Genomic DNA, 25260 nt, shown 5'->3' with positions numbered 1-25260 from the left:
CTACATTGATGAATTGAAAAATTGGTGGCTAGGCATTCCCGGAGAGTTAGTTGACAGGCAAAATAAATCTCCGGCGTTAATTTGCTGTTGAATGTCTTTTTGACTCAGCCCGATCGCAGCCGATGTAATATAAAGGTCTGTGAGATTAGTTCCACCGAAAGCAACACTAGTGGGGCGTTGCACTGGCATTTTAACTCGGAAGATTTCTTCACCTGTTGAGTTAAAGCAAGCAATACACCAACCATTCCAAAGTGCAGACCAAAGATTGCCTTCAGAATCGATCGCTAATCCATCAGGTTCTACCGCTTCGTCGCTCAAATCAATGAATACACGCCGATCGCTAATCGTTCCCGTCGCCGCTTCAAAGTTGTAAGCGTAAATTTTATGTTGCGCCGAATCAGTCAAATAAAATGTTGACTCGTCGGGACTCCAACCTAATCCATTAGAAATGGTTAACCCTGTTTCCATTACCTGCCAAGAACCATCAGGATCGTAACGATATAGCGCTGCTTGTCCCGGTGCTTCACTGATGGAACCGATCCAAAAGCGTCCTTGGGAATCGCATTTGCCATCATTAAAGCGTGTGTCGGGATGGGGAAATTCAACTTGGTGAATAGGCGTGACTTCACCTGTTTGCAAATTGAGAAAAGCAAGGCTATTAGAAAGTGCTAAAAGTAGGCGATCGCTACCTGCTTTGTGAATCGCACTAACCACATTACCGACATCAAAATAGCGATCGTGTCGAGTCGCTGGATCGAACAAATGAACCCGATGATTATAGATATCGACCCAAAAAAGTCGTTGATTCTCAACATCCCACACAGGACTTTCACCCAAACGGGCACGAGCAGAAAGTACATTTTGAACAGACGATTGATTCATCACAATTGTTGCCAAATGATTCGATTTTGTTATGGAACCCGGAACTGGGAGAGTTTTGAGTTTTTAACCTGATATATTCATTTTAAGTATCCCCCCATCCCCTCCCTCGACTCAACCTTTGCCATATTCCTAATTCCAAACTCAATGAAGCGATACCTGTGTAGTTACATCGTGCCACTGTTAGTATTGCTAACAGCTTGCACAGCACCAGAAAAGCCAAGAGAACCTGTCACTCAACTGAAAGCTGTCACCCTTGACAACCGAGTGAAAATTATTGGAGGTCAAACCGTTTATGTTCCCATTTACTCTCATATCTACATCTGGGAGCGTGGTCGAACAATGGAGTTAACCAGTACGCTTAGTGTTCGCAACACTGACCTGACTCACCCAATAATTATTGCCTCTGTCAACTATTACGATAGTAACGGTAAGCTTGTCCGCAAATATTTAAAGCAACCCGTAGAACTTCCCCGATTGGCTTCCACGAATTTTATAGTCGATCAAGAAGACACCACTGGTGGTGCAGGAGCCAGTTTTATTGTAGAGTGGGTAACTCAAAAGCAAGTTTCTGAACCTGTAATTGAGGCAGTGATGATCAATGCCAGTGGCAATCAGGGAGTATCTTTGGTCAGCCCTGGTAGAGTTATCAAAACTCGCACCAATAGCAAATAATATCATGTCCGGTTAATGAGACACCGATCGCATTTCCACTGTTCCACCTCTACCTTTGGGTGCTGGTAGGTACAGAGGTATTAGTTCGAGCGCCAGTGGGTAATGCGATCGACCTTTGCCTGTTTCATGTTTTGTTTTATAAGATTAATAGGTTTGAGTGCAAAACTACTTATTGCGGAAAGCAAGACGACTAAAGAATGAATAAACGAATGTTGGATAAGCACCTGGCAAATATTCACCAGCAGTTGAGGAAGTTGATTATGCGGAGATTTTTCTTTCCCTTGTTGGGTGCTTGCTCCCTGGTATTTATCTTGACTGCTTTACCAGTTAGAGCCGCCGATCGCATCTACTTTAATTATGGCCCGCTCGATTTTTCGATTTCTGTTGATTCTTTAGAAAAGTTTGCTAAAGAAGGAAAAGTAGAGCCAGAATTAGCCTTGATTGTTAATCGCATTAGTCCAGAACAAAAGGCACAGTTACGTAATGTATTAAACTCCCGCTATCAATTTAGTTCAGTCTTAATGTCCCGATTCTTTTACTCTTCGTTTGGGCAAAGATTTCTGACTTATTTGGGAGAGTTAATTCAAGTTGAAGGAGGTCAAAATGGCTTATATGGAATTCGCTCTGCTTTAATTTTATCTACTGCTGATTCTGATGGGTTATCTCTGATTAATTTCCTGCGTAAATTTCCGACAAATATTCGGCTGAATACCAAAAGAATCATGCAACAATTTCAAGAAGTTTCCGCACTGACTTCAAAAACCAATGCTTTGGTTGCGGCTCTGCAAGAAACAAATGTCCAAGTTAAAAAAGCTGAATCATTGATCGATTTTTCCCAATTCCCAAACTTAAAAGAACCCGGTAAATTCAGTTATTCCCAGCAAACCAAAAAACTGCGAGATGCAAATCGTCAGCGTGAATTTATCCTTGAGCTTTATTTACCTAAAGTACCAAATGGCGAGAAAATACCTGTAATAGTTATTTCTAATGGAATTGGGACAAAGCTCGATCGCTACGAATATTTAGCCCAACATTTAGCCTCTCATGGTTTTGCAGTTGCCATTCCCCAACATCCCGATAGTGACGACTTACAACAGCAAGCATTTTTCCAAGGTTTATCGCCACAAATGTTTAAAACAACTGCCTATATTAATCGACCATTAGATGTAAGTTATATGTTAGATGAACTCGAACGACTGAATTCATCTGAATTTAACGGACAACTAAATCTGCAACAAGTCGGACTATTTGGTAATTCTTTCGGCGGTGATACAGCACTTGCTTTGGCGGGAGCCCAGTTCAACTTTGCCCAATTGAAAAAAGATTGTACTCCCAAAAAAAACTTAGTAAAACTATCACTTTTAGTTCAGTGTCAAGCTTTAGAACTACCGGAAAAAACTTACAACTTTCGGGACAATAGAATTAAAGCGGTGTCAGTGCTTTTCCCTGGTAGTAGCAGTCTTTACGGTGAAGCAGGTTTAAGTAAAATCAACATTCCAATTCTCTGGGGAGCCGTTGATAAAGATATTTTCAGCCCACTTTTATTAGAACAAGCTCCTGCTTTTAGTTGGTTGAAAACCAGAGACAAATATCTAGTTGTAGCCACAAAACTCGATCACCTTAATCTTAATTTTTCCAGTTTAAGTGACCTGGCATCTCCAGATCAAAATGTCGCAGACAGAGTAACAATTAAGGAACCAGAGGTTGCCAAATCCTATCTAAAAGCTTTAAACTTAGCTTTTTTCCGAGTTTATCTTACCAATGATTCTGATTATCGTCCTTTCCTTTCCGCTTCTTATGCCCAGGCAATTAGTGAAGATCCTTACAATTTGATTTTGTTAAGGTCAATAGAGCCAAAATTACTACCCAAAAAGAGTAAATGAGTCAGACGTAAAAGCAAATTTAGTACTTTGGAAAACCTCTATTTTGCATTGAGGTTTAAATTTCATCTAGGTGTCGTAGGAGTGTAATTGTGATTATTTGGATTTTGGCGTTAGCCAAATTAATGCTGCATTTTTTAAATAATGGGCAGTACGGTTATCAGATTGATGAACTTTACTATATGGCTTGTGGGGAACATTTGGATTGGGGTTATACAGAACTACCGCCTTTAATTGCGGTTCTTGCTAATTTTAGCCGATCGCTATTCGGAGATTCCTTATTTTCGATTCGGCTTTTTCCTGCTATTGCTGGCGCTTTATTAGTAGTAGTCACAGGATTAATAGTTCGGGAACTTGGTGGAGGAAAGTTTGCCCAATGTTTAGCTTGTTTGGCAATAATTTTTTCACCTTACTATCTCTTCATTCATACAATTTTAACGATGAATGCTTTTGAGCCACTGCTCTGGACATTATGTGCATTGATCATTTTGCTCAGCTTGAAATATAAATTACCTCAGCTTTGGTATCTAGTAGGATTCGTAGTTGGGATTGGTTTACTCAACAAATATTCAATGGTTTTCTTCGGATTTAGCTTGTTAGTTGGGTTATGCCTAACTCCCTATCGCCAACTCTTTTGGTCAAAATGGATTTGGACAGCAATCTTAATAGCTTTTGTCATGATTTTGCCGAATATTTTCTGGCAAAGTCAGCATGATTGGCCTTTTTTTGAACATCAAGCAGCCGCAAATCTATCTAGTAAAAAGCCATTAGCAGAATCTATGGTTGATTTATTTATTCAACCAATTTTGATGATGCAACCTTTAACCTTACCCGTTTGGTTAGCAGGAATTTACTATTATCTTCGTTCTCCCGACGGAAAACTATATCGCTTCTTTGGTTGGTCTTTTTTGGTGCTTTTTGGCATATTTTTTGTACTTGGTGGCAAATCTTATTATTTAGCTCCCATTTATCCGATATTGTTTGCGTCAGGGGCGATTATGGTTGAGAGATTTGTCCGCAATAGAAAGCTTTGGAAAACTTCGATTATAGCGGTTTTAGCTGCTAGTAGCGTATTTTTAATTCCGATGTCTTTGCCTATTTTGCCTTTGCCAACCTTACTCCAGATTTCTAAGTTTTATTCCTCAATTTATACACTTCCCGATCGCGAAAGTACAGACCTAAACTCCATAGAAGCACCTTGGCATTTTAGACAAATGCTTGGTTGGGAAGACATCGCAGCCCAAGTGAGCAAAGTTTATCACAGTCCAGTGTTAAGCGATCGATCTGACGTAGCAATTTTAACGTGGGATTATGGTTACGCATCTGCGATCGATTTTTTTGGCAAAAAGTACAATATACCAAAAGTAATTAGCGGCGCTCATGCTTATTACTTTTGGGGTCCCAGAGATTATTCAGGTAATCTCGTTATTAGCGTAGGCGGTGATTTTAATTACTTGCAAACCTTGTTTAAACAAGTTGAAAAAGTCGATACCATCACCCATGAAAATACGATCGGCATAAAGAGTGCCATTCCCATCTACTTATGCCAAGGAATTCAAGTTTCACTCCAACATGATTGGTCTGATTTCAAAGCTTATTTTGGTGAAGTTTATCGTCAGTAATAAGCAAGAAAATTCAGTAGGGGCGATTGATGAATCCCCCCTACTTTCCTAGTTCCTAGTCCCTAGTCCCTGTTCCCCATTCCCTAAGAATAATCCAAACACAAACTATCCCTAAAGGAAGCCAAGCTAGGATGCCATTGTAGCCAACCCACAGCCAATTTTTGCTGCCAGAAAATAGCATTAATGTTAGAGAACCGCCAATAGCATTTGTAGCTCCATGACCTACGCTAGCAGCCCAAACACTTCCGGTTTTTAGCCTTAACCAACCCAAAATAATCGATAATAATATTGTGAACCCAGTAAAAATTAGTAGTCCCAAAAATTGATTTTCATATCGTTCATAGCCCATAAAAATTAGCGGGTAATGCCATACTCCCCAAATTACCCCGGTGGCGATCGCTGCCATTAACGGATGTTCTGCTAGTAAGCGAATTTGTAAATAGCTACGCCAGCCAAATTCTTCGCCCCAAACAATAGGTGTGGCGACTACGATCGCTTGAATCAATAGAGTAGGTATGAGGAAAAACAAAATATTATTAGAAGTTTTTGGATTACCATCTGGTAAATTTAAGGTGGTAAAGAACTGCTGCAAAGTAAAATCTGGTTGACTTAAGTTGAAAAGAATTGCTAAGGCAATAATTACGGCTGTTACTGCTAATGGTAATAACCAAGCAAATAAATAATAGCCCCAATTATTTTTAAAATTGAGTTGGAGTCCGGCATCGGTAAAACCTTCTTTTGTCACCCATTTGCGAACGATAAAAGAAGCTAATGCTGGAGCAAATGCTCCCGGTAAAACTGCGGCTTGAAAGGCGGGATTAGTAGCAGAAATTCCAGTTCTCCAAACCATAGCCCAGTAAAGCCAAGCCGGGAGAAAAGCGATCGCCAAATAAGCCAATAATCCTTTAGTTTTTAGATTCATCACACTTTAGTTAATTCCTACAGAAAGCTATGTTAACGCGGCGCGAATCCCATCTAGCAGTTGTTGAGGCTCGATCGGTTTTGCTAGGTAAGCTTACAATATCCACCCGTTGCGGGGTCGAGTGCGGCTTGAACAATTGCTTGAAGACGATCGCGATCGTCAGGATGTATATAAGATGTATCCTGCTGAATATTCTTTGTGGGATTGAAGGTGCGATCGTTATTTTAGGCAAATTTAGGGCAGCAAGAAAGGAACTTTTTTCACAAGAACTGATGAGACAGATGTTATAGTTGAGTTTAAGATTCATTAAATTATTCACTTTAATGATTTGCATTTAGGTGCGCCACTGATAAGCATTGGCAACTCTACCCTGGCTTTGTATTGTAGTTAAGTTCAAGGAAGTGTCTAATGAGTTCCCAGTTTGCAGCCGAGCCGCAAAATTCTAAGCCAAAAAATAGGCTAAACTCTGCATTTAAGCAACTTTGGTCAATGCACTGGTGGATGGCAGCTTGCTATCTTGTATTGTTTGTTGGTGGATTTGGCATGGTACGATCGCCAGAAGGAGCAGTGCAAGGTAATCTGTATACTTTCCACAAATCGGTGGGAGCATTAACGATGGCACTGCTGACTTGGCGCATTTTTATTCTGCAACGAGTTTGGTGGCGTAAATATACACATAAGTTGCCCAAGTTCACGCCGGAATGGATTCGCGCATTCCTGCTTCATACGGCTATTTATGTGTTTATGTTAGCCGTTCCTTTGAGTGGGTTTTTTCTCTCAAATTCCTACAAACCTAACAATGTTTCGTTGTTTTGGTTGACAACATTGCCAGATATTTTTCCGGTGAATTCCGCTGTTTTGGAATTAGCCCGCAGTCTGCATTTTTGGATTGCCTACACATTTTTAGGGTTTATTGTGCTACATACAATTGACCAGAAAAAATATGTGCGATCGCTCTGGCGACGAGCCACAAAAACACTGCAAAAAAGTAGACAATCCTAATAAGAAGGGCGGGGTTATGGAGGTGGGGAGAGTTCTTAGCTTCGTTTTTTGAGTTTTGAGTTAAACTTCCCCATCTCCCCATCCCCCCATCCCCCCATCCCCTCATCTCCCTAACCCCTAACCCCTAACCCCTAACCCCTGATCCCCTAGTTGCGAATAGCATCTACCATCATTCTGGCGATATCTTTCATTTTGTACTGAGCTTCCCAGCCAAGTAATTGTTTTGCTTTGGCTGGATTTCCGCGACTGATGGCAATATCTGTAGGTCGGAAAAGACTTTGTTCTATTACTAAATATTCACGCCAATCCAGACCAAGATAACTAAATACTTCGGCGACGAAATCTTCTAATTTGTTAGTTTCTCCAGTGGCGATCGCATAATCATCAGGTTGTTCTTGCTGCAACATCAAGTACATTGCTTCTACATATTCCGGTGCCCAACCCCAGTCTCTTTGAATAGATATGTCTCCTAAAAAAAGTTTCTCTGCTTTTCCTTGGGCGATTTGCTCAGCTGTGGCGACAATTTTTTGGGTAACAAAACGTTTAGGTCTTAGAGGCGAATCATGGTTGAACAGAATCCCAGAACAAGCAAATAAATCGTAAGCTTCTCGATAGTTAGCTACTTCCCAAAAAGCAGCGGCTTTAGCTACAGCGTAGGGACTGCGGGGACGAAATGGGGTGTATTCATCGGCGGCGCGATCGCCTGTATCACCAAAACATTCGCTCGAACCTGCATTATAAAATTTGATTTTCGATCCGGTAAATCTAATGGCTTCTAATAAATTTAAAGTACCAAGAGTAACACTTTCCATTGTCTCTACAGGTTGCTCAAAAGATAACCCTACAGATGTTTGTCCTGCCAAGTTATAAATTTCATCAGGTTTAGCTTTATTAATTACTTGTAAAACGCTACGAAAGTCACTCAAAGCCATTGATTCTAGCTTGACTGATTCCCGAATTCCTAACCGTACTAAATTATCGAAATTGGAAACTTGGGCATCTCTTGATGTCCCCCAAACATTGTATCCTTTGCTTAAAAGTAGTTGAGCTAAATATGCTCCATCTTGCCCAGAAATACCACAAATTAATGCTGTTTTCATTTTTAATAACTACTAACTTGAGATTATGGAAAACAATATTTATGGCTTTCGCCAAATTGCTGTTTCCCTAAAAATATTACTACTTTCTTGCCCCAATTGGCAATTTTTTGAGACTTTTCCCTCTTTTAAAAGTCAACCATTTGAGTTGATTTTTGTAAAATTGCTAAACTCCATTATGGATATAGTGCTATATAAATGGTAAAATGAAATAAATTAACATTAATTTAATTGAAAATTTATGTTAACTAGTATTTGGCAGCGCAATAATATTGTTACTTTAGGTGAAGGAGAGCAAACTCTAGTTTTTGCACATGGATTTGGTTCCGATCAAACTGCTTGGCGGCATCAAGTTGCAGCTTTTCAGTCATCTTATAAAATAGTTTTGTTCGATCATGTGGGAGCCGGAAAATCGGATATGGCGGCTTACAGTCCACGCCGATATAGTTCTTTGTATAGCTATGCTGAAGATTTGTTGGAATTGTGCGCTCAATTGAAGCTTTCCCAGGTAATTTTAGTCGGTCATTCTGTGAGTGGAATGGTCAGTTTATTGGCGGCTTTAGTCGATCCAAGTCGCTTTAAACAGTTAATTTTTGTGGGTGCTTCTCCTCGTTATGTTAACGATCCGACTACGGGTTATATTGGGGGATTTGAACAGTCTGATTTGGATGCACTTTATGCGGCGATGTCTACTAACTATTATGCCTGGGTTAGTGGTTTTGCACCGATCGCAATGGGAAATCCCGAAAAACCGGAATTGGCGATCGAATTTGCCAACACTTTAGCCGCCATTCGTCCAGATATTGCTCAAGCAGTCGCGAGAGTAATTTTTCAATCAGATCACCGATCGGAACTACCAAATTTGAAAGTTCCGGCAGTGATTCTTCAGTCTAACAACGATATTGCAGTTCCTTTAGCTGTTGGGGAATATTTGGCAAAGAACTTGCCACAATCTAAATTAATTAATATTAATGCTCAGGGACATCTTCCTCATATCAGTGCGCCAGAAGTTGTGACAAATACTATTGCCAAATGTTTAGCAGCTTGAGCCATAATTTGAGCGTGAACTTTTTCAAAAAAGATGGCAAATTTGCATCTTTACCAGATTGTCATCCTGAAAAATTGCCGACGTTTGAACCTTTTTTGTTAGGAGGTGCAAGCCTTTTATTAATTTTTGAAATATTTAGCGGTTGTCCTCCGCTACTGTGGATTGCGCCGCTGATATTTATTTATGGTACATTGCGATCGCCATCGCGATCGATTACTCTTACTTTTCTCAGCATTTGGTCAGTGTTACTGTTATTAAATGGCGATGAATTAGTAACTCACCAGCTAATTGTTTTGGGAATAGTTGCTTCGATCGGTCCTTTAGTGCGGCAGAGTTTGGTACAGCAGGAATGGCGATCGGCAGCGCAAACAACATTAGCAACTCTGACGGAAGATGAAACAGCAACTAGTCCCGAACAAACCATCAATCAGGCGTTAATTACTTTAAAAACATTCGTTTGTGCTGATGGCGCAATTGTTCTCCGTCAATTAGATGAAGTAACAGCAGAAGCATTAGTTAGTTTACCCATTAATGCACTTCCCGATCAATTAACTAAGCCAGATTTATTTGCCGAAGCGATCGCCAAAAAACAATGTATTTATTATTCTAATTATCCGGCAATTCCTAACCCAGCAACGGTTTTAGTCGCCAAAGGAGTGCAATCTGTAGCGGTTTTACCTTTGCAGGAAGGCGATCGAATGGGTGGTGCGATCGTTCTCTTTTGGTATGAATCAGTAAATTTTTCCCCTGATTTACAACAGTTTCTCCAATCTTTGTTAGGTGGATTAAGAAATTTACTGCGGTTTCAAGATATGAACTTGCGATTAGATAAAATTCAAGCCAGATTGCGAGCGATTTTAGAAACTATTCCTCAAGGTGTGGTTTTTGTTGATGAAAGTGGCGAACAAGGTTGGCTGAATCATAATGCAGCGATGCAATTAGGACTTTCTCAAGGTGCAGTGGAACCTTATGCGATCGCGCAAGCAATGACAACACTCAGACTTAAAGCAGATAATCAGCAAGAAATTGCCAAACAAGCTATTAGTCTTTTTACTAATCCTGAAATTGAAATTCGTGATTGGCAGTGGTTTTTTAGTCAGCCACAAACACAAGTATTAAGCCTTTCTAGCACACCAATTTATTTACGAGATGTTCCCGGTCGTCTTTGGGTATTTGATGACATCACCGAACGCAAATTAGCCGAAGTTGCCACTCAGCAAGCTAAGGAAATGGCAGAATCAGCAAACCGCGCCAAAAGCGAATTTTTAGCCAACATGAGTCATGAACTTCGCACTCCCTTAAATGCCATTCTTGGGTACACCCAAATTCTGAAAAAAAACACCAATTTAACAAAACAACAACAAAAAGGTTTAGAGATTATTCATCAAAGTGGCGAACATTTATTAACTTTAATCAATGATGTTTTAGACCTTTCTAAAATTGAAGCTAGAAAGATGGAATTGCAACCGAGTAATTTTCAATTTATCGCCTTTATAGACAACTTAGTGCAAATGTTTAAAGTTCGGGTTCGTCAGGGAATTGCGTTTGGTTATGAACCCGTTGCACCTCTACCAAAATATATTCATGCTGACGAAAAACGCTTGCGTCAAGTATTGTTGAATTTGTTAAGTAATGCGATTAAATTTACTGAGCAAGGACAGGTAAAATTTAGAGTTAGTATTGTCGATCGACAACCAGAATCTTTGACGATTCGATTTCAAGTAGAAGATACGGGAATTGGCATTGCTGAGGAACAAAGGGAAGCAATTTTTTTGCCTTTTCAGCAAGTAGGGGAAAACTCACAACAGATTGAAGGAACAGGATTAGGATTAGCTATTACCCGTCAATTGGTGAGATTAATGGGTAGTGAAATTCACTTGCAAAGTGAGTTAGGAAAAGGTAGCACTTTTTGGTTCGATCTAACTTTGCCAGAAACAACTAACCAAAGTGAGATGTTGCCATTGATTAAACCCAGTATTGTCGGATACAAGGGCGATCGCAAAAAAGTTCTCGTAGTCGATAACCAATGGGAAAATCGCGCCGTATTGGTTGATCTGTTAAAACCTTTAGGATTTCAGCTTATGGAAGCAGTTGATGGACAAGATGGACTAAATAAAGCGGCTCAATTTCAGCCTGATTTAATTTTAATGGATTTGGTTATGCCTTTAATGGATGGGTTTGAAGCAATTCGCCGTTTACGAAAATCCCCCACCCTGAAAAATATTACAGTTATTGCAGTTTCTGCGAGTATATTAGACTTCGATCAAGAAACAAGTCGGCAAGCAGGTTATGATAGTTTTTTACCTAAACCTGTACGAGAAGAAGATTTATTAGAACATATACACAATCATCTCGATCTAGAATGGATTTATGAAGAAAAAGAACCGGAAACACTAAATAGAGAAGAGGAAATAAAAAACAGCGAGGTTGTCCTTTCTTCGATTAGCAAAAATCTTGCCGAACTTTCAGCCAAATCTGAGCTTGATATGCTTCTCGATTTAGCAATGCAGGGCGATTTACAAGGAATTATAGAATACTTAACGCAATTAGAGCAAACTGACGATCGCTGGATTCCCTTTACTACTCAATTAAATCAGCTTGCTAAAGCATTTGAAGAACAGCAACTTTTAGAATTAATTCGCCACTACAGAGAACAGTTATGAGTATTACCACCCCAGCTACTATTTTAATTGTTGATGACACACCAGCAAACTTAAACGTTTTGTTTGATTTTTTGCGGGATGCTGGATTTAAAGTATTAGTTGCTCAAGGAGGTAAAAGCGCACTTCAGAAAGTAGATTATGCTCCTCCTGACTTAATTTTGCTAGATATTTTAATGCCGGATCTGGATGGATTTGCAACCTGTCAGGCTTTGAAAGCTAAAAAAACAACTCAAGATATTCCGATTATTTTTATGAGTGCCCTTTCCGACACAGTTGATAAAGTGAAGGGTTTGCAATTAGGGGCGGTTGATTATATTACTAAACCATTTCAACATGAAGAAGTATTGGCGCGAATTCAATTACATCTCAATTTACGAAATTTAACTCGACAAATTCAAGAGAAAAATATAGAGTTAGAAAAACAAATTCAGGAACGCATTCAGGTAGAAGCAGCACTGCGTCAGCGAGAAGCACAACTGCGTTTAATAACTGATTCTTTACCTGTTCTCATCTCGTATATCGATCGCAATCATTGCTATCGTTTTGTGAATCGAGGTTATGAAGAATGGTTTAAATTTTCCAAAGATAAAATAGAAAATCGACATATAAAAGAGTTACTTGGCGATCTGGTGTATCAAGACATTTCACCTAAGTTAAATCAAGCTCTTTCTGGGCAATTGGTTACATTTGAAAATCATCTCTTTAATGAAGGTAGTTTACACAATCTTGAAGTGACTTATGTGCCCGATCGAAATGGTGATGAAGTTTTGGGAACTTATGTTTTAATTCAAGATGTGACTGAACGCAAACAGTTAGAGAGACAACTTTTGCGATCGCAACGAATGGAAAGTTTAGGAACTTTAGCTAGTGGAATTGCTCACGATCTTAATAATGTACTGACTCCGATCCTAATTTCGGTGCAATTATTAGCTATGAAACATCAAGACAAACAAAGTCAACAATGGCTAGAACTGTTAGAATCTAATACTAAGCGAGGGGCTGATTTAATTCGCCAAGTTATGCTATTTGTGCGAGGAATGGAGGGAAACCATACTTTAATTGCTCCTGCATATTTAATTAGTCAAATCAAACAAATGGTAGAGGAAACCTTTCCTAAATCTATCACAATTTCCACCCATATTGGCTCAGATTTATGGGCGGTTTCTGGTGATGAAACTCAATTGCATCAGGTGTTAGTAAATCTTTGTGTTAATGCGCGTGATGCGATGCCAAATGGAGGGTTACTCAAACTTTCGGCACAAAATTTAGTTGTAGATACCAGTTATACCCAAAAACATATTGATGCTAAGATTGGTGCTTATGTTTTACTGACAGTTTCCGATACAGGAACAGGTATTCCTTCAGAAATAATCGATCGCATTTTTGAACCTTTCTTCACGACTAAAGAGTTTGGCAAAGGTACTGGTTTAGGTTTGTCTACTGCGATCGGAATTGTCAAAAGTCACGGCGGTTTTATCACAGTTTCTAGTACAATTAATCAAGGTACAGAATTTAAAGTGTTTCTCCCAGCTTTCATACCTTCACCAACAAGAATAGAGGAAGATTTAGACTTTCCGCCCGGAAATGGAGAAACTATTTTAATTGTGGATGATGAAGCAGCAATTCGAGAAATTACCCAAAATTCATTAGAAGCTTATGGTTATCAAACATTAACTGCAACTAATGGTGTGGAAGCAATTTCTCTTTATATGCAGCATCCACAAGATATTAATTTAGTAATCATAGATATGATGATGCCGACAATGGATGGTTCAATGGCAATTCGTACTCTTAAAGCAATTAATCCCCAGGTGAAAATTGTGGCAATTAGTGGATTAGTTACTGGTGATAAATTGTCCGAATCAACCGGAGTAGATGTTGATGCTTTCTTAACAAAACCCTTTACAGCTAAAGATTTATTAATTACCTTAAGCCAGGTGCTTTAGTTGTAGAAGCTAGAGGGCAGAAGGAAAGAAGCTAGAAGGAAATAGTACTTTTTTGTTTAGGTTTTTACCTTTTTTTGTTCGCTGACTACAATATTTTGGCTAACCGTGTTTTATGATACATAAGCCTATTTCTCTGGCTTGGAAGTAAATTTTACCTTAATTTATGCGATCGTTCACTTCTCTAAGTATCAAATCTAAACTAATTATGATGCTGCTGGCTGTCAGCAGTTGTTCGATTTTAGTAACTGCTTATCTGGGATATCGCAGTGGGCAACTTAACTTAACGAACCGAGTATTTAATCAGCTTACTAGCGTTCGAGCTTCTAAGGCATACCAGATTGAATCTTATTTCCAAAACATTCGCAATCATACCCAAACTTTGAGCGAAAATCCGGCGATCATCGCTGCCATGCAGGAATTTACAGCGGCTTATAATCAACTTCAAACTGCCGAGATACCGCCAAATTTCGAGCGGAATTTAACAGTTTATTATCGGGATGAATTTCTCACTCGGTTGAATAAGGCAGAGGAAGGTTCTCCAATTTTAGAATCTTATTTGCCAAAGACGATCGCTTCTCGATATCTCCAAAATCATTATATTGCTACTAATCCCAACCCAGTCGGCAAAAAAGATTCTTTAAATAACCCGCAAGATAACAGCGAATATAGTAAAATTCATGAGCGTTATCACCAAATTTTTCGCAAAATTATTCAGAAGTTTGGCTATTACGATATGTTCCTGATCGATCCACAGGGATCGATCGTTTATACTGTCTTTAAAGAAACTGACTTTGCCACAAATTTGCAAAAGGATGCTTACCAAAATACTAACCTGGCAAAACTGTACCAAATGGTGCGAGAATCTAAAGCTAGAGACTATACCAAAATTATAGATTTTGCACCTTATTCTCCTTCTTATGGGGCACCTGCGGCGTTTATTGCTGCACCAATTTATAATCAATCTGAACTAATTGGAGTGTTAGCTTTTCAGCTTCCAGTTAATGAAATTAATAATGTAATGACAGGTAATCGTAACTGGGAAAGAGATGGTTTGGGCAAAACCGGGGAGACTTATTTAGTAGGAAGAGATGCGCTGATGCGATCGGTTTCTCGGTTTTTAGTACAAGATCCTCAAGGTTATGCAAAGACTTTGCGATCGCTAGGAGTAAGTGAGACAGAGATCGATCGAATTAACCAATATCAAACTTCGATTTTACAACAGTATGTGCGAACAGAAGCCGTTGCAGATGCCTTAACTGGAAAGCAAGGAACGAGGATTATTAAAGATTATCGAAACATTCCAGTTCTCAGTTCTTATGCACCACTTCGCATTGACGGATTAGATTGGGTAATCCTTTCCGAAATGGATCTTTCGGAAGCATATTCTCCGATTTATTCCTTCCGATATCAAATCTTAATTTCAGCAACATTACTGATGCTATTAGTGACATTGTTAGCGATGGCATTAGCTAATTTGTTTGTGAAACCGATTAATCAACTTATTAATAGTACGCGCCAAGTAGCACTGGGGAAACTTGATGCGATTACTCCTTTACAAACAGAAGATGAATTTGGTGAACTGGCAAATTCTGTTAATGAAATTGTGCAAAGTCTTCGCAATCAAACTAATTTAGTAGAACAAAAAAATCGGGAAAACGAACAATTACTTTTAAGTATTTTCCCAAATTCGGTAGCGAAACGCTTTCAACGGGGAGAAAAAGAAATTGCTGAAGATGTGGCAAATGTTGCTGTTTTGTTCTCAGATTTAACCGGATTTTCTAAACTATCAAGCAGCTTAAGCGCATCTGAATCTATAGCAATTTTAAATGATTTAGTTACAGCATTTGATGAAGCCGCCGATCGCTATGGCATAGAAAAAATTAAAACAATTGGCGATAGTTATCTAGCGGTTTGTGGACTTTCTATTCCCTATCTCGATCACGACAAACGAGCCATTGATGTAGCACTAGAAATGCTAATGATTGTGCGGCGATTCAATCATGAACGAGGATTACAACTCAACATTCAAATTGGCATCAACTCAGGCGATATTATTGCCGGAATAGTCGGTCGAAATCGCTGTATTTACGACGTTTGGGGCAGTACAATTAATGTTGCGGCTGAATTGAAAGATGCTTGTCCACCAGGCGGAATTCTAGTTTCTCAAACAGTTTATCGTCGGTTGCAAGACCTTTATCAGTTTGAACCAATGGCTAATATGGAAACAAATGGTAAATCAAAATTGAATGCGTGGCTATTAAAAAGTACGCTCTCACCTGTTGAACTAGGAGGTAATTAACCAGTTAAAAATATCTGGTCTCTTTCTCTTTTTCTTTCCTTCGTTTCCTTCGTGTCCTTCGCGTCTTCGCGGTTCAAAAAAAATGAACAATACAACAATTGAAAGTATTTTATTAATTTGGTCGATCGCTCTTGTAGTTGGGTTCCCCTTCGCAATAATTGTTCTGGGCGAAGTAATCCATCGACTGAAGCGGCGCGGTAAACCCCTCGCAGCAACTTTGTTAGTTGTGCGAAATTTGATTTTACCCGTTCTAGTATTCATGCTATTCATGCAGCAAGTTCTCAAGCTGAATCCTAACGATAATTTAATTAAAGCAGTGCAAACTTTGCTATGGATTTGTGTGATTCATGCTGCACTTTCTTTGCTAAATGTCATATTATTTGAACAAGCAGAAGCTAATACTTGGCGGGCAAGATTTCCTAAACTATTGGTCGATCTTTCACGGTTATTGTTAATTTTGTTGGGAACTGCGATCGTCCTAGCAAGCGTGTGGAATGCAGATTTGGCAGGTTTAGTTACCGCGTTGGGTGTAAGTTCGATCGTCATTGGTTTAGCACTGCAAGATACTTTGGGTAGCGTTATGTCAGGCATTGCGCTATTATTTGAACGTCCATTTTCCGTTGGAGATTGGTTAAAAGTAGGAGACACTGTTGGACAAGTTATTGATATTAACTGGCGTGCAGTGCGGTTACAAACGTTCGATCGCGAAATGATTATCATTCCCCATAAAGTAATTAGCGGAGAAACCATTCGTAATTTTAGCCAGTCTTTATATCTTCAAGCACAACGAATTCAAATCGGGTTTTCTTATAGCGATCCGCCTAATTTAGCCAAGCAAGTTTTAAAAAGCACAGCATTATCAACCCAAGGCATTCTTAGCGAGCCAGAACCGCAGATTTTTACTCTTTCCTACGACGATTCGAGTGTAACTTATGAAGTGAAATTTTTTATTGATAGCTATAGCGAGTTGGAGGAAATTCGCGATCGCTTTATGACGAGAATCTGGTACGCAGCACAACGAAATAATCTCACCATTCCCTTTCCCATTCGGACTTTATATCATTTTCACGGCCCGACTTATCAATCACAAGGCACCTCGAAAAAATTCGCTGAAAGTCTGCAATCTATTCCCGCATTTGTACCGCTTAACAAAGAACAAGCAAACCTAGATAACCTATCTCAAGGAATAGTATTACACCACTTTGGAGCCGGAGAAAAAGTAGTTCAGCAAGGCTATCCCGGCAACGATTTATATATCATTGTTTCAGGACAAGCATTATTAACAACTACAGATGAATGGGGAACAGAACATGAAGTGCTACCCCTAAAAGCCGGAGAATTTTTTGGAGAAATGGCACTCTTTTCCGGTGAACCAAGCGCCGTTTCGGTAACTGCTGTCAACGACCTTGAAGTAATGATTATTTCTGCAACTATAGTCAACCAAATGATAGAACGCCAACCAAGTTTTGCCCGTGAAATTGGTCAAATTCTCGAAATTCGGAGAAGGGCAATTCAAGTAGTAAAACAACAATAATTGATAGGTACGTTGTTGCGCTTCAGCGCTACTAACGCAAGTTGCTAGTTATCAATTCTTTCGGAGTTCCCCCCTTGAGTAAGGGGGGTTAGGGGGGATCTAAGGCTGTGATTACTATACTAGTAGAGCGCTAAAGCGCAACAACGTACTCTGTTCAGGTAACTTGACCAAATCCACCGCCTCCAGGTGTTTCAATAGCAAAAATATCACCGGGATGAATGAGAATTTCGGCTTTACTTTCTAAGGATTCAATGTTACCTCGATCGCGCTCAACATAATTACGACCTACTGCACCTGATTCCCCACCTTCTAACCCAAAAGGCGGAATAATCCGATGACCTGATAAAATAGCAGCGGTCATCTTTTCCCGAAAACGAATGCGACGAATCACACCATTTCCCCCATGAAATTTTCCTTTTCCGCCACTGTTAGAACGAATCGAAAACTCTTCTACAAGAACGGGAAAACGCCATTCTAAAACTTCTGGATCTGTGAGACGCGAGTTAGTCATTTGAGTTTGCACAGCATCAGTTCCATCAAAATCAATTCCAGCGCCCGAACCTCCACAAATAGTTTCATAATATTGATATTGTTGATTGCCAAAAGTAAAATTGTTCATTGTTCCTTGAGAAGCTGCCATCACACCCAAAGCACCATAAAGGGCATTTGCGATCGCTTGTGAAGTTTCCACATTACCTGCTACAACTGCGGCTGGATAACTTGGATTCAACATACAACCTTGAGGAACAACAATTTCTAAAGGTTTGAGACATCCAGCATTTAAAGGAATGTCATCTTCAACTAAGGTGCGGAAAACATAAAGAACCGCAGCTTTACAAATTGCTAATGGTGCATTTAAGTTGCTTGGTTGTTGCGGGGAAGTTCCGGTAAAGTCGATTTTTGCCGATCGCTTTTCATGATTAATAGAAACCTGAACCACAATCTCACAACCATCATCCATTTGATATGTGAAACTGCCATCTTTTAAAACATCAATCACTCGTCTTACAGATTCTTCAGCATTATCTTGAACGTGCTGCATATAAGCTTGAACAGTTTCCAAACCATAATGATTCACCATGCGAAGCAATTCTTTTGCCCCCCGTTCATTGGCAGCAATTTGTGCCTGTAAATCAGCAATATTTTGTTGAGAATTACGGACTGGATAACTACCGTAAGTAAGAAGTTCTAGTAATTTTTTTTCCCGAAACTCTCCGCCATCAACTAATAAGAAATTGTCGATTAATACACCTTCCTCTTCAACTGATGTACTGTGCGGAGGCATAGAACCAGGAGTAATACCCCCTATATCGGCGTGATGTCCGCGAGAAGCAACGTAGAAGAGAGGATTGGCAGATTTTTGCCTAAATACGGGCGTAATTGCTGTTATATCTGGGAGATGAGTGCCTCCATTGTAGGGATTGTTGGAGATGTAAACATCGCCTGGTTTTAAAGTATCACCTTTGGATTCGATGAGACTGCGAACACTTTCACTCATTGAACCTAAGTGTACGGGAATGTGGGGAGCGTTGGCGACTAATTGACCTTGGCGATCGAAAATAGCGCAAGAAAAATCCAACCTTTCTTTAATATTCACCGAGTAACTAGTGTTTTGCAAAGTAATTCCCATTTCTTCAGCAATAGCTCTAAATAAGTTGTTGAATATTTCAAGAAGAATGGGATCGGGGACTGGGGATTGGGGACTGGGGATTGGGACATTTTCCATTTTCGAGCGATCGTCTCCTCTGCCCTTTTGCTGTCTGAGAATCAAGTGATTTTTGGTAGTTAATTCTGCGTTCCATCCAGGTTCAATTACGTTAGTTCCTGTTGGTTCAATTATTAAAGCTGCACCGGAAATTCGAGCGCCCGGAACTAAATCCTCGCGTCGATAAACTGGAGTTTTATGCCAATTACCTTTAGTGTAAATTTGCACTAGGGCAACAGGTTCTAAAGGTGCGTTTCTAACTGTTGAAAAAGTCGGTTCTTGATGAGTGGTTGTTTGTCCGATCGCTTCCACAGAAACCGCTTCTACAATCAGGTTTTTATCAGGCATAATAAAGCCATATCGCTGTTTATATTCCTGTTCAAATTGTTCGCGCATCACTTCTACATTGCTAAAATCCACAATGATTGCGGAATCTGTACCTTCGTAGCGAAGATGAGTTTTACACAAAACTTGAATTGAAGAATTATCGACTCCTTGAGCAATAATTTCCCCTTGACTTTCTGCAATCAATCTGTCTAAAATTTCCGTTAATGTAGGAATTGCATCATCATTTAATTGTAATTCCACAGCCTGTTCTTTGAGCGATCGCAAATCCGCCAAACCAATTCCATAAGCAGACAAAACCCCCGCATAAGGATGAATAAAAATTTGTGTCATCCCTAAAGCTTCCGCAATTAAACAAGCGTGTTGTCCTCCCGCACCACCAAAGCAACAAAGCGTGTATTCTGTAACATCATATCCTCGTTGCACAGAAATCTTTTTAATTGCGGTTGCCATTTTATCAATTGCGATCGCTAAAAATCCCGCTGCCACCTGTTCTGAAGTACTAAAACTTCCCGTTTTTTCGCTAATTTCTGTTGCTAACTGAGCAAACTTTTGACGCACAATCTCTTCATCCAAGGGCAAATTTCCTTCTGTACCAAACACAGCCGGAAAAAATTGGGCTTGCAATTTACCCACCATCACATTACAATCAGTCACCGTTAACGGCCCACCCCGACGATAGCAAGCAGGGCCAGGATAAGCTCCCGCAGATTCCGGGCCAACCCGATAACGGGAACCATCGAATGCTAAAATTGAGCCGCCCCCAGCCGCAACCGTGTGAATAGACATCATCGGCGCACGCAATCTTACCCCCGCAACTTCGGTTTGATATGTGCGTTCATACTCGCCTTTAAAGTGAGAAACATCGGTAGAAGTGCCACCCATATCAAAACCAATAATTTTATCAAATCCAGCCATAGTGCTAGTTTTGACCGCACCCACAATCCCCCCAGCAGGCCCAGACAAAATGCTATCTTTCCCCTGAAACATTCGCGCATCAGTAAGTCCGCCATTGGACTGCATGAACATCAGTTTAGGGGAGTTCTTAGCTTCGTTTTTTGAGGTTGTAGGGGCGGGTTTAGCAGATAAGTCTGTAGTCATAGCAGAAGAATTAACAGCAAAACCCGCCCCTACAGAGTTTTTTTGCCCCTCTGCTCCCCTGCCTTCCAACTCTGCGGCGACGCGATCGACATACCTGCGTAAAATAGGAGAAAGGTAAGCATCAACAACTGTAGTATCGCCTCGGCTAACTAGTTTCATCAAAGGGCTGACTTGGTGAGAAACTGAAATTTGAGTAAAGCCAATTTGTTGAGCTAAAGTAGCAATTTGTTGTTCATGTTTGGGGTAGCGGTATCCGTGTAAAAAGGCGATCGCACAACCTCGAATCCCATCATTGTATGCTGTTTGTAATGACTCAATTAATTCATCATTAATTTGCACAGGTAACAGTTCTTCTCCCTGTGCCGTGTAGCGTTCTTCTACTTCAATAACTCGCTCATAAAGAATTTCAGGAAGTACAATTTGACGGGCAAAAATTTGGGGACGATTTTGATAACCGATTCGCAAAGCATCGCGGAAACCTTTAGTAATTAAGAGGATGGTGCGATCGCCTTTTCTCTCCAATAACGCATTTGTCGCCACAGTTGTTCCCATCTTAACCACAGCAATTTCTGCTGCCGGAATCGATTGATTATTCTCAATTCCTAAAATATCTCGAATCCCCTGAATAGCTGCATCAGCATAGCGTTCTGGATTTTCCGAAAGTAATTTGTGAGTGATGATTTCACCTTCTGGACTACGAGCTACTATATCGGTAAAAGTGCCACCGCGATCGATCCAAAACTGCCAACCTCCAGTAATATTTTTGTTTAACATGACGCATTTCCTCAATTGGATAGATGCAGTTTACTAACGGAATTCAGAAAATATCTACTACTGTTGTAGCGACTTTTGCGACAAGTGTAGCCAAGTCAAATTTTTACATTGATTTTAAATGTTCCCATTTCCAGCGTCGCTTTTGTTCGTTCCATTTAACAGAGACGATTTCTGCTGGGGGGTTAATGCGATCGCCATTTTCAGCAAATTCTATTCTTCCCGTTACTCCCATTTCCACATTTTTCTGTCTTTTAAAATACCGATCCATTTGCTCAAGCAAAGACTGGCTATTTATTAATAATTGATGATTTTGCAAATGATGTAATTCTAAAACTCTGAGGATAATAAATACTGAATCAAAAGCTGTTGCACTGCGCCAAGTTAAATTTTCCTCTCCCCATAACTCAGTACCAATCTGACAAAAATATTGAGCTAAAGAATTAGAACTATTACAACCATTATTTTGACTATTCCAATGCCAGGGAATACAGGCAATTATCTGACTTTGATTAAAATTAACCAACCCATCTTGCCAATGCAAAACATTTTCTTGGTAAAATGTAGCTGAACCAGCAATTAAACAATTCTGCAAACTAAGCCGACTAATTGAAGCTGTATTATTGAGAGAATTTGGTTCTATTCCTCCATCAGGAATCAGAATAATAATATCAACATTTTGTTGCTTTATCTCTTCCATGTAATCTCTAATCTTATAATAATCTTCGCTCAAACATCTGCATTCTTGTAAAAGCTTAAACTTCCCTTTGTGTTCAACAATCTGCTGTTCGACAGCAATTTTATAAGAAGTACTATAACTACTATTTTTGTTGTAAATTATTGCTGCTTTAGCTGGATTACCATTTAAACAGTTATGGCTTAAGTAGTTAACCAATTGTTTCGCATTAATCCTATCAGGAGTTGTCAACCTAAAAAAGGACAACTTTTGTTCTATAGGTAAAGTAGAAAATTCATCAGAAGTACTACTAGAATTAACTAAAAGCAAACCTTTTTTAGCATAAAAGTTTAATGCCTTTTTAGTCATTTCACTTGAGTAATGACCGATAACAGCAACTAAATTTAGTTGAGATGCCAAATTTTCTAAACCTTCTGCTGTTTGATTATAGGGATCGTACAAATTATTAGGGTCATTCACAATTAATATTTGCCATACTATTTGACTACGTAAATTTTTTAAAGGAGAGAATGAACTGGGAATAATATCACCTAATAACTGGGATTTTTTCAAATAATCCGCGCCAAGACTTTGTAAATTTACCTGAAATTGAATTTGAGCTATTCCTCGCAAAATTTCCGCAGCAACTCGACCTTGATTATGATAAAATGGAACAACTACAGCTAGTTTATAAACTTTAATATTGTTTTCTTTGATGCGGTTTTGTTGACATTCAATTAAGCAGTTATTTAAATAAATTAGAATCTCTGGATTACCTGTTGCCGAGGTTTCCTTTTCTTTTTCCCAAGCTTCTACAAAGCATATTAATGCTTGATAATAAAGTCCTTGTTGATAAAGTTTTGTGCCAGCAATCTGCGATCGCGCCACCTCTTGATTAGGAGGATGGAGAAAAGTTTGCCTACCAAAACTTCCCTGAAAATTATCGCTATTTAATTGAAAAGTCTGATTCAATTTATAGCCATTAGCCGAATTCAGTAAAAAGTTAAGAATTAAAGTCCAATAACCTTCTTTAGTTGGCTGTTCCGGTGGAATTATCTCCTCAATTTTCGGATAAATATATCTGTAAAGTCTATCTCTAATAGTTTGTTTATCTTCGTTACATATTTCAGCTATACGTTTAGGATTGCGCCCCAATAAAGATTGACAAATAATTCTTTTATCAAGTTCGCTGAGTTGCTTTTTAGTTGAAACTGCTGCTAATCTTTCCAAAAACAACTCAATGTTAATGTTAAGTCGATCGATAATTTGCTGATATTCTTCACGCATAAGAGTAAATACCTTTACCTCTCTTAAACACCTACTGAGTACAACAAAAAGAAAATTTTCTTGAATTTCGGAAGCTCATCATGGATAATATTGACTTGTATAGCAACTACCAAGGTGTGAGCAATGTTATTAAAACCTAAACTCCTTAACTATTTAGCTTTATTAGCCATCTTATTTGGGATTATAATCCGCTGTGTACAATATTTGAGCAATCGCTCTTTATGGGGAGACGAAGCAAGTATAGCATTAAATATTGTCGATCGCTCTTATCTAGAACTACTTCATCCCTTAGATTATAATCAAGCCGCACCCCCTGGCTTTCTTTGGATTGAAAAGTTAGCAGTTCAGCTATTTGGAAACAATGAATATGCTCTTCGCTTGTTTCCATTGATTGCCGGAATTATTTCTTTATTTGCTCTCTACGAATTAGCGAAAAAGACTGTATCTGTCATTGCTATACCGATCGCATTAATTTTATTTGCTTCCCTCAAAGAACCACTTTATTATGCTACTGAAGTTAAGCAATATTCTAGTGATGTCATGGTAGCACTGTTGATTTGTTTGCTTCTGATATCCTTACAAAATAAAATTTTGGGAACAAGCAAAATAATTTTAATTGGTGGTTTGGGAATAGTAGCCTTGTGGCTATCTCATCCAGCTATTTTTGTCTTGGCAGGAATTGAAATCGCCAATCTTATATTGACTCCTGCGCTGAGAAGAAAAGAAATTTTAATTAACCGATTATCACTCTATTTAATTTGGATGATTGGTTTAATTTTTTTGTATTTTATAACCTTGACAAATATAGCAAAAAATCAAAATTTGCATAATGCTTGGCTACCTGAATATCCCCAATCTATATTTGATTTTATTTGGCTAATACATTCCTTTAGAAGGTTCTTCGAGCAGCCATTAGGATTTCAGATTATGGACGAAGTTGCTATTGTGGTATTTATCATAGGTAGCATCGTTTTATTAAGAAAAAAGAAACAGATATTCTTAATTTTAATGTCTCAATTACTAGTAACTTTAGTAGCTGCATATCTTCATAAATATCCTTTTCGTTCTCGCTTAATTTTATTTTTAACTCCTTTTTTCATCTTAATTATTGCTGAAGGAACAGCATTCTTATTTTCCCATTTTACCAATGCTCAAAAGGTAAAAAGAGCTACCGGATTAATAATTGCTATTTTATTAATCTTTCCTCCAGTCATCCAATCAAGTATATATTTCTTTCGTCCCGAAACTAGACACGAAATTAGACCTATACTTGAATATATAAAAACTAATCAAAAACCTGATGATGCTATTTTTCTTGCTGGAGGATCGCCAGATCAATTTCAATATTATGCAGCAAAATATGGTTATTCAAAGTCTATGTATTATATTCTTCCTTATGACGATTTTTTTAATCCAGAAACATTTTCTGAGCAGACTTGGGAAGAAATTAAACGTACAACACCACAATTACAAAATAAACAGCGGGTTTGGTTTGTAGTTTCTGGATTAAGGAGAGCCAGGAAAGTTCTAGTTAAGCCTAGCCTCGATCGTCTTGGGCAAAAACTTGATTATTTCAGCAAGCCAGAATCGCTGACTTATCTTTACCAGCTAAAATAAGTTTTATTCATCGTCATAAACAAAAGCCTCCTTGATTATGTCAAAGAGGCTTTTGTTTATCAAGAAAACCCTGGCACCTTGCTATTGTCCCTGGCAGCAACCCGCCAAGTATCTTCGCCGCCGCAACGTTTCACCACCGAGTTCGGGATGGAATCGGTGTGGTTCCATTGCGCCAACAGCACCAGGAAAAC

The 25260-nt window shown here is 39.1% G+C and carries 16 protein-coding genes and 1 rRNA gene; 11 read left to right on the top strand and 6 right to left on the bottom strand.

Going from position 1 to position 25260, the window contains the following annotated elements; translation table 11 throughout:
• Positions 1–882 (bottom strand): SMP-30/gluconolactonase/LRE family protein, encoded by an 882-nt coding sequence (locus ACE1CC_RS00435; protein ID WP_413268502.1) that lies wholly within the window; start codon positions 880–882, stop codon positions 1–3.
• 144 nt (positions 883–1026) lie between these two features.
• On the opposite strand from ACE1CC_RS00435, the gene ACE1CC_RS00430 reads away from it, so the two are divergent.
• The 3 genes from ACE1CC_RS00430 to ACE1CC_RS00420 all read left to right on the top strand — a co-directional run bounded on the left by ACE1CC_RS00430 (position 1027) and on the right by ACE1CC_RS00420 (position 5056).
• Positions 1027–1554 carry a DUF3124 domain-containing protein gene (locus ACE1CC_RS00430; RefSeq protein ID WP_413268501.1) on the top strand — a complete coding sequence of 176 codons (528 nt, stop codon included), beginning with the start codon at positions 1027–1029 and terminating at the stop codon, positions 1552–1554.
• Positions 1555–1751: 197 nt separating this feature from the next.
• Positions 1752–3437 carry an alpha/beta hydrolase gene (locus ACE1CC_RS00425; RefSeq protein ID WP_413268500.1) on the top strand — a complete coding sequence of 562 codons (1686 nt, stop codon included), beginning with the start codon at positions 1752–1754 and terminating at the stop codon, positions 3435–3437.
• Between the two features lie 89 nt (positions 3438–3526).
• The gene (locus tag ACE1CC_RS00420; RefSeq protein ID WP_413268499.1) at positions 3527–5056 is read left to right on the top strand and encodes an ArnT family glycosyltransferase; all 1530 of its coding nucleotides are present in this window, start codon (positions 3527–3529) and stop codon (positions 5054–5056) included.
• A 55-nt stretch (positions 5057–5111) separates the two neighbouring features.
• On the opposite strand, the gene ACE1CC_RS00415 is transcribed toward ACE1CC_RS00420, so the two are convergent.
• A complete protein-coding gene (locus ACE1CC_RS00415) occupies positions 5112–5978 on the bottom strand; it encodes a CPBP family intramembrane glutamic endopeptidase (protein ID WP_413268498.1) in 867 nt (288 codons plus the stop codon).
• Positions 5979–6007: 29 nt separating this feature from the next.
• On the opposite strand from ACE1CC_RS00415, the gene ACE1CC_RS00410 reads away from it, so the two are divergent.
• On the top strand, positions 6008–6268 hold the full coding sequence (locus tag ACE1CC_RS00410) for a hypothetical protein (protein ID WP_413268497.1): 261 nt from the start codon (positions 6008–6010) through the stop codon (positions 6266–6268).
• A 118-nt stretch (positions 6269–6386) separates the two neighbouring features.
• Positions 6387–6980, top strand: a complete 594-nt coding sequence (locus tag ACE1CC_RS00405) for a cytochrome b (protein ID WP_413268496.1) — start codon at positions 6387–6389, stop codon at positions 6978–6980.
• 146 nt (positions 6981–7126) lie between these two features.
• On the opposite strand, the gene ACE1CC_RS00400 is transcribed toward ACE1CC_RS00405, so the two are convergent.
• On the bottom strand, positions 7127–8080 hold the full coding sequence (locus ACE1CC_RS00400; RefSeq protein ID WP_413268495.1) for a GDP-mannose 4,6-dehydratase: 954 nt from the start codon (positions 8078–8080) through the stop codon (positions 7127–7129).
• A gap of 238 nt (positions 8081–8318) precedes the next feature.
• On the opposite strand from ACE1CC_RS00400, the gene ACE1CC_RS00395 reads away from it, so the two are divergent.
• The 5 genes from ACE1CC_RS00395 (at position 8319) to ACE1CC_RS00375 (ending at position 17567) form a co-directional block, all read left to right on the top strand.
• A complete protein-coding gene (locus ACE1CC_RS00395; protein ID WP_413268494.1) occupies positions 8319–9125 on the top strand; it encodes an alpha/beta fold hydrolase in 807 nt (268 codons plus the stop codon).
• Positions 9126–9139: 14 nt separating this feature from the next.
• Entirely contained in the window at positions 9140–11788 is a 2649-nt protein-coding gene (locus tag ACE1CC_RS00390) for an ATP-binding protein (protein ID WP_413268493.1), read from the top strand.
• On the top strand, positions 11785–13734 hold the full coding sequence (locus ACE1CC_RS00385) for a response regulator (protein ID WP_413268492.1): 1950 nt from the start codon (positions 11785–11787) through the stop codon (positions 13732–13734). Before ACE1CC_RS00390 ends, ACE1CC_RS00385 begins: the two co-directional genes overlap by 4 nt.
• A 205-nt stretch (positions 13735–13939) precedes the next feature.
• A complete protein-coding gene (locus tag ACE1CC_RS00380) occupies positions 13940–16033 on the top strand; it encodes an adenylate/guanylate cyclase domain-containing protein (protein ID WP_413268491.1) in 2094 nt (697 codons plus the stop codon).
• 82 nt (positions 16034–16115) lie between these two features.
• Positions 16116–17567 (top strand): mechanosensitive ion channel domain-containing protein, encoded by a 1452-nt coding sequence (locus ACE1CC_RS00375; RefSeq protein ID WP_413268490.1) that lies wholly within the window; start codon positions 16116–16118, stop codon positions 17565–17567.
• A 154-nt stretch (positions 17568–17721) separates the two neighbouring features.
• Here ACE1CC_RS00375 and ACE1CC_RS00370 read toward each other — a convergent pair whose 3' ends face one another.
• The gene (locus tag ACE1CC_RS00370) at positions 17722–21492 is read right to left on the bottom strand and encodes a hydantoinase B/oxoprolinase family protein (RefSeq protein WP_413268489.1); all 3771 of its coding nucleotides are present in this window, start codon (positions 21490–21492) and stop codon (positions 17722–17724) included.
• A 103-nt stretch (positions 21493–21595) separates the two neighbouring features.
• Positions 21596–23452, bottom strand: a complete 1857-nt coding sequence (locus ACE1CC_RS00365; RefSeq protein ID WP_413268488.1) for an ABC transporter substrate-binding protein — start codon at positions 23450–23452, stop codon at positions 21596–21598.
• Between the two features lie 123 nt (positions 23453–23575).
• On the opposite strand from ACE1CC_RS00365, the gene ACE1CC_RS00360 reads away from it, so the two are divergent.
• Complete coding sequence (locus ACE1CC_RS00360) at positions 23576–25069, top strand: glycosyltransferase family 39 protein (RefSeq protein WP_413268487.1); 1494 nt, start codon at positions 23576–23578, stop codon at positions 25067–25069.
• 68 nt (positions 25070–25137) lie between these two features.
• Here the strand turns inward: ACE1CC_RS00360 and rrf are convergent.
• Positions 25138–25255: ribosomal RNA gene (rrf, locus tag ACE1CC_RS00355) — 5S ribosomal RNA — on the bottom strand.
• Positions 25256–25260 lie beyond the last annotated feature (5 nt).

This window comes from Floridaenema aerugineum BLCC-F46 (genome assembly GCF_041929345.1).
Taxonomy (GTDB): domain Bacteria; phylum Cyanobacteriota; class Cyanobacteriia; order Cyanobacteriales; family Aerosakkonemataceae; genus Floridanema; species Floridanema aerugineum.
Note: the sequence above shows the minus strand (reverse complement) of the source record. Positions and strands in the feature narration are given on the sequence as shown.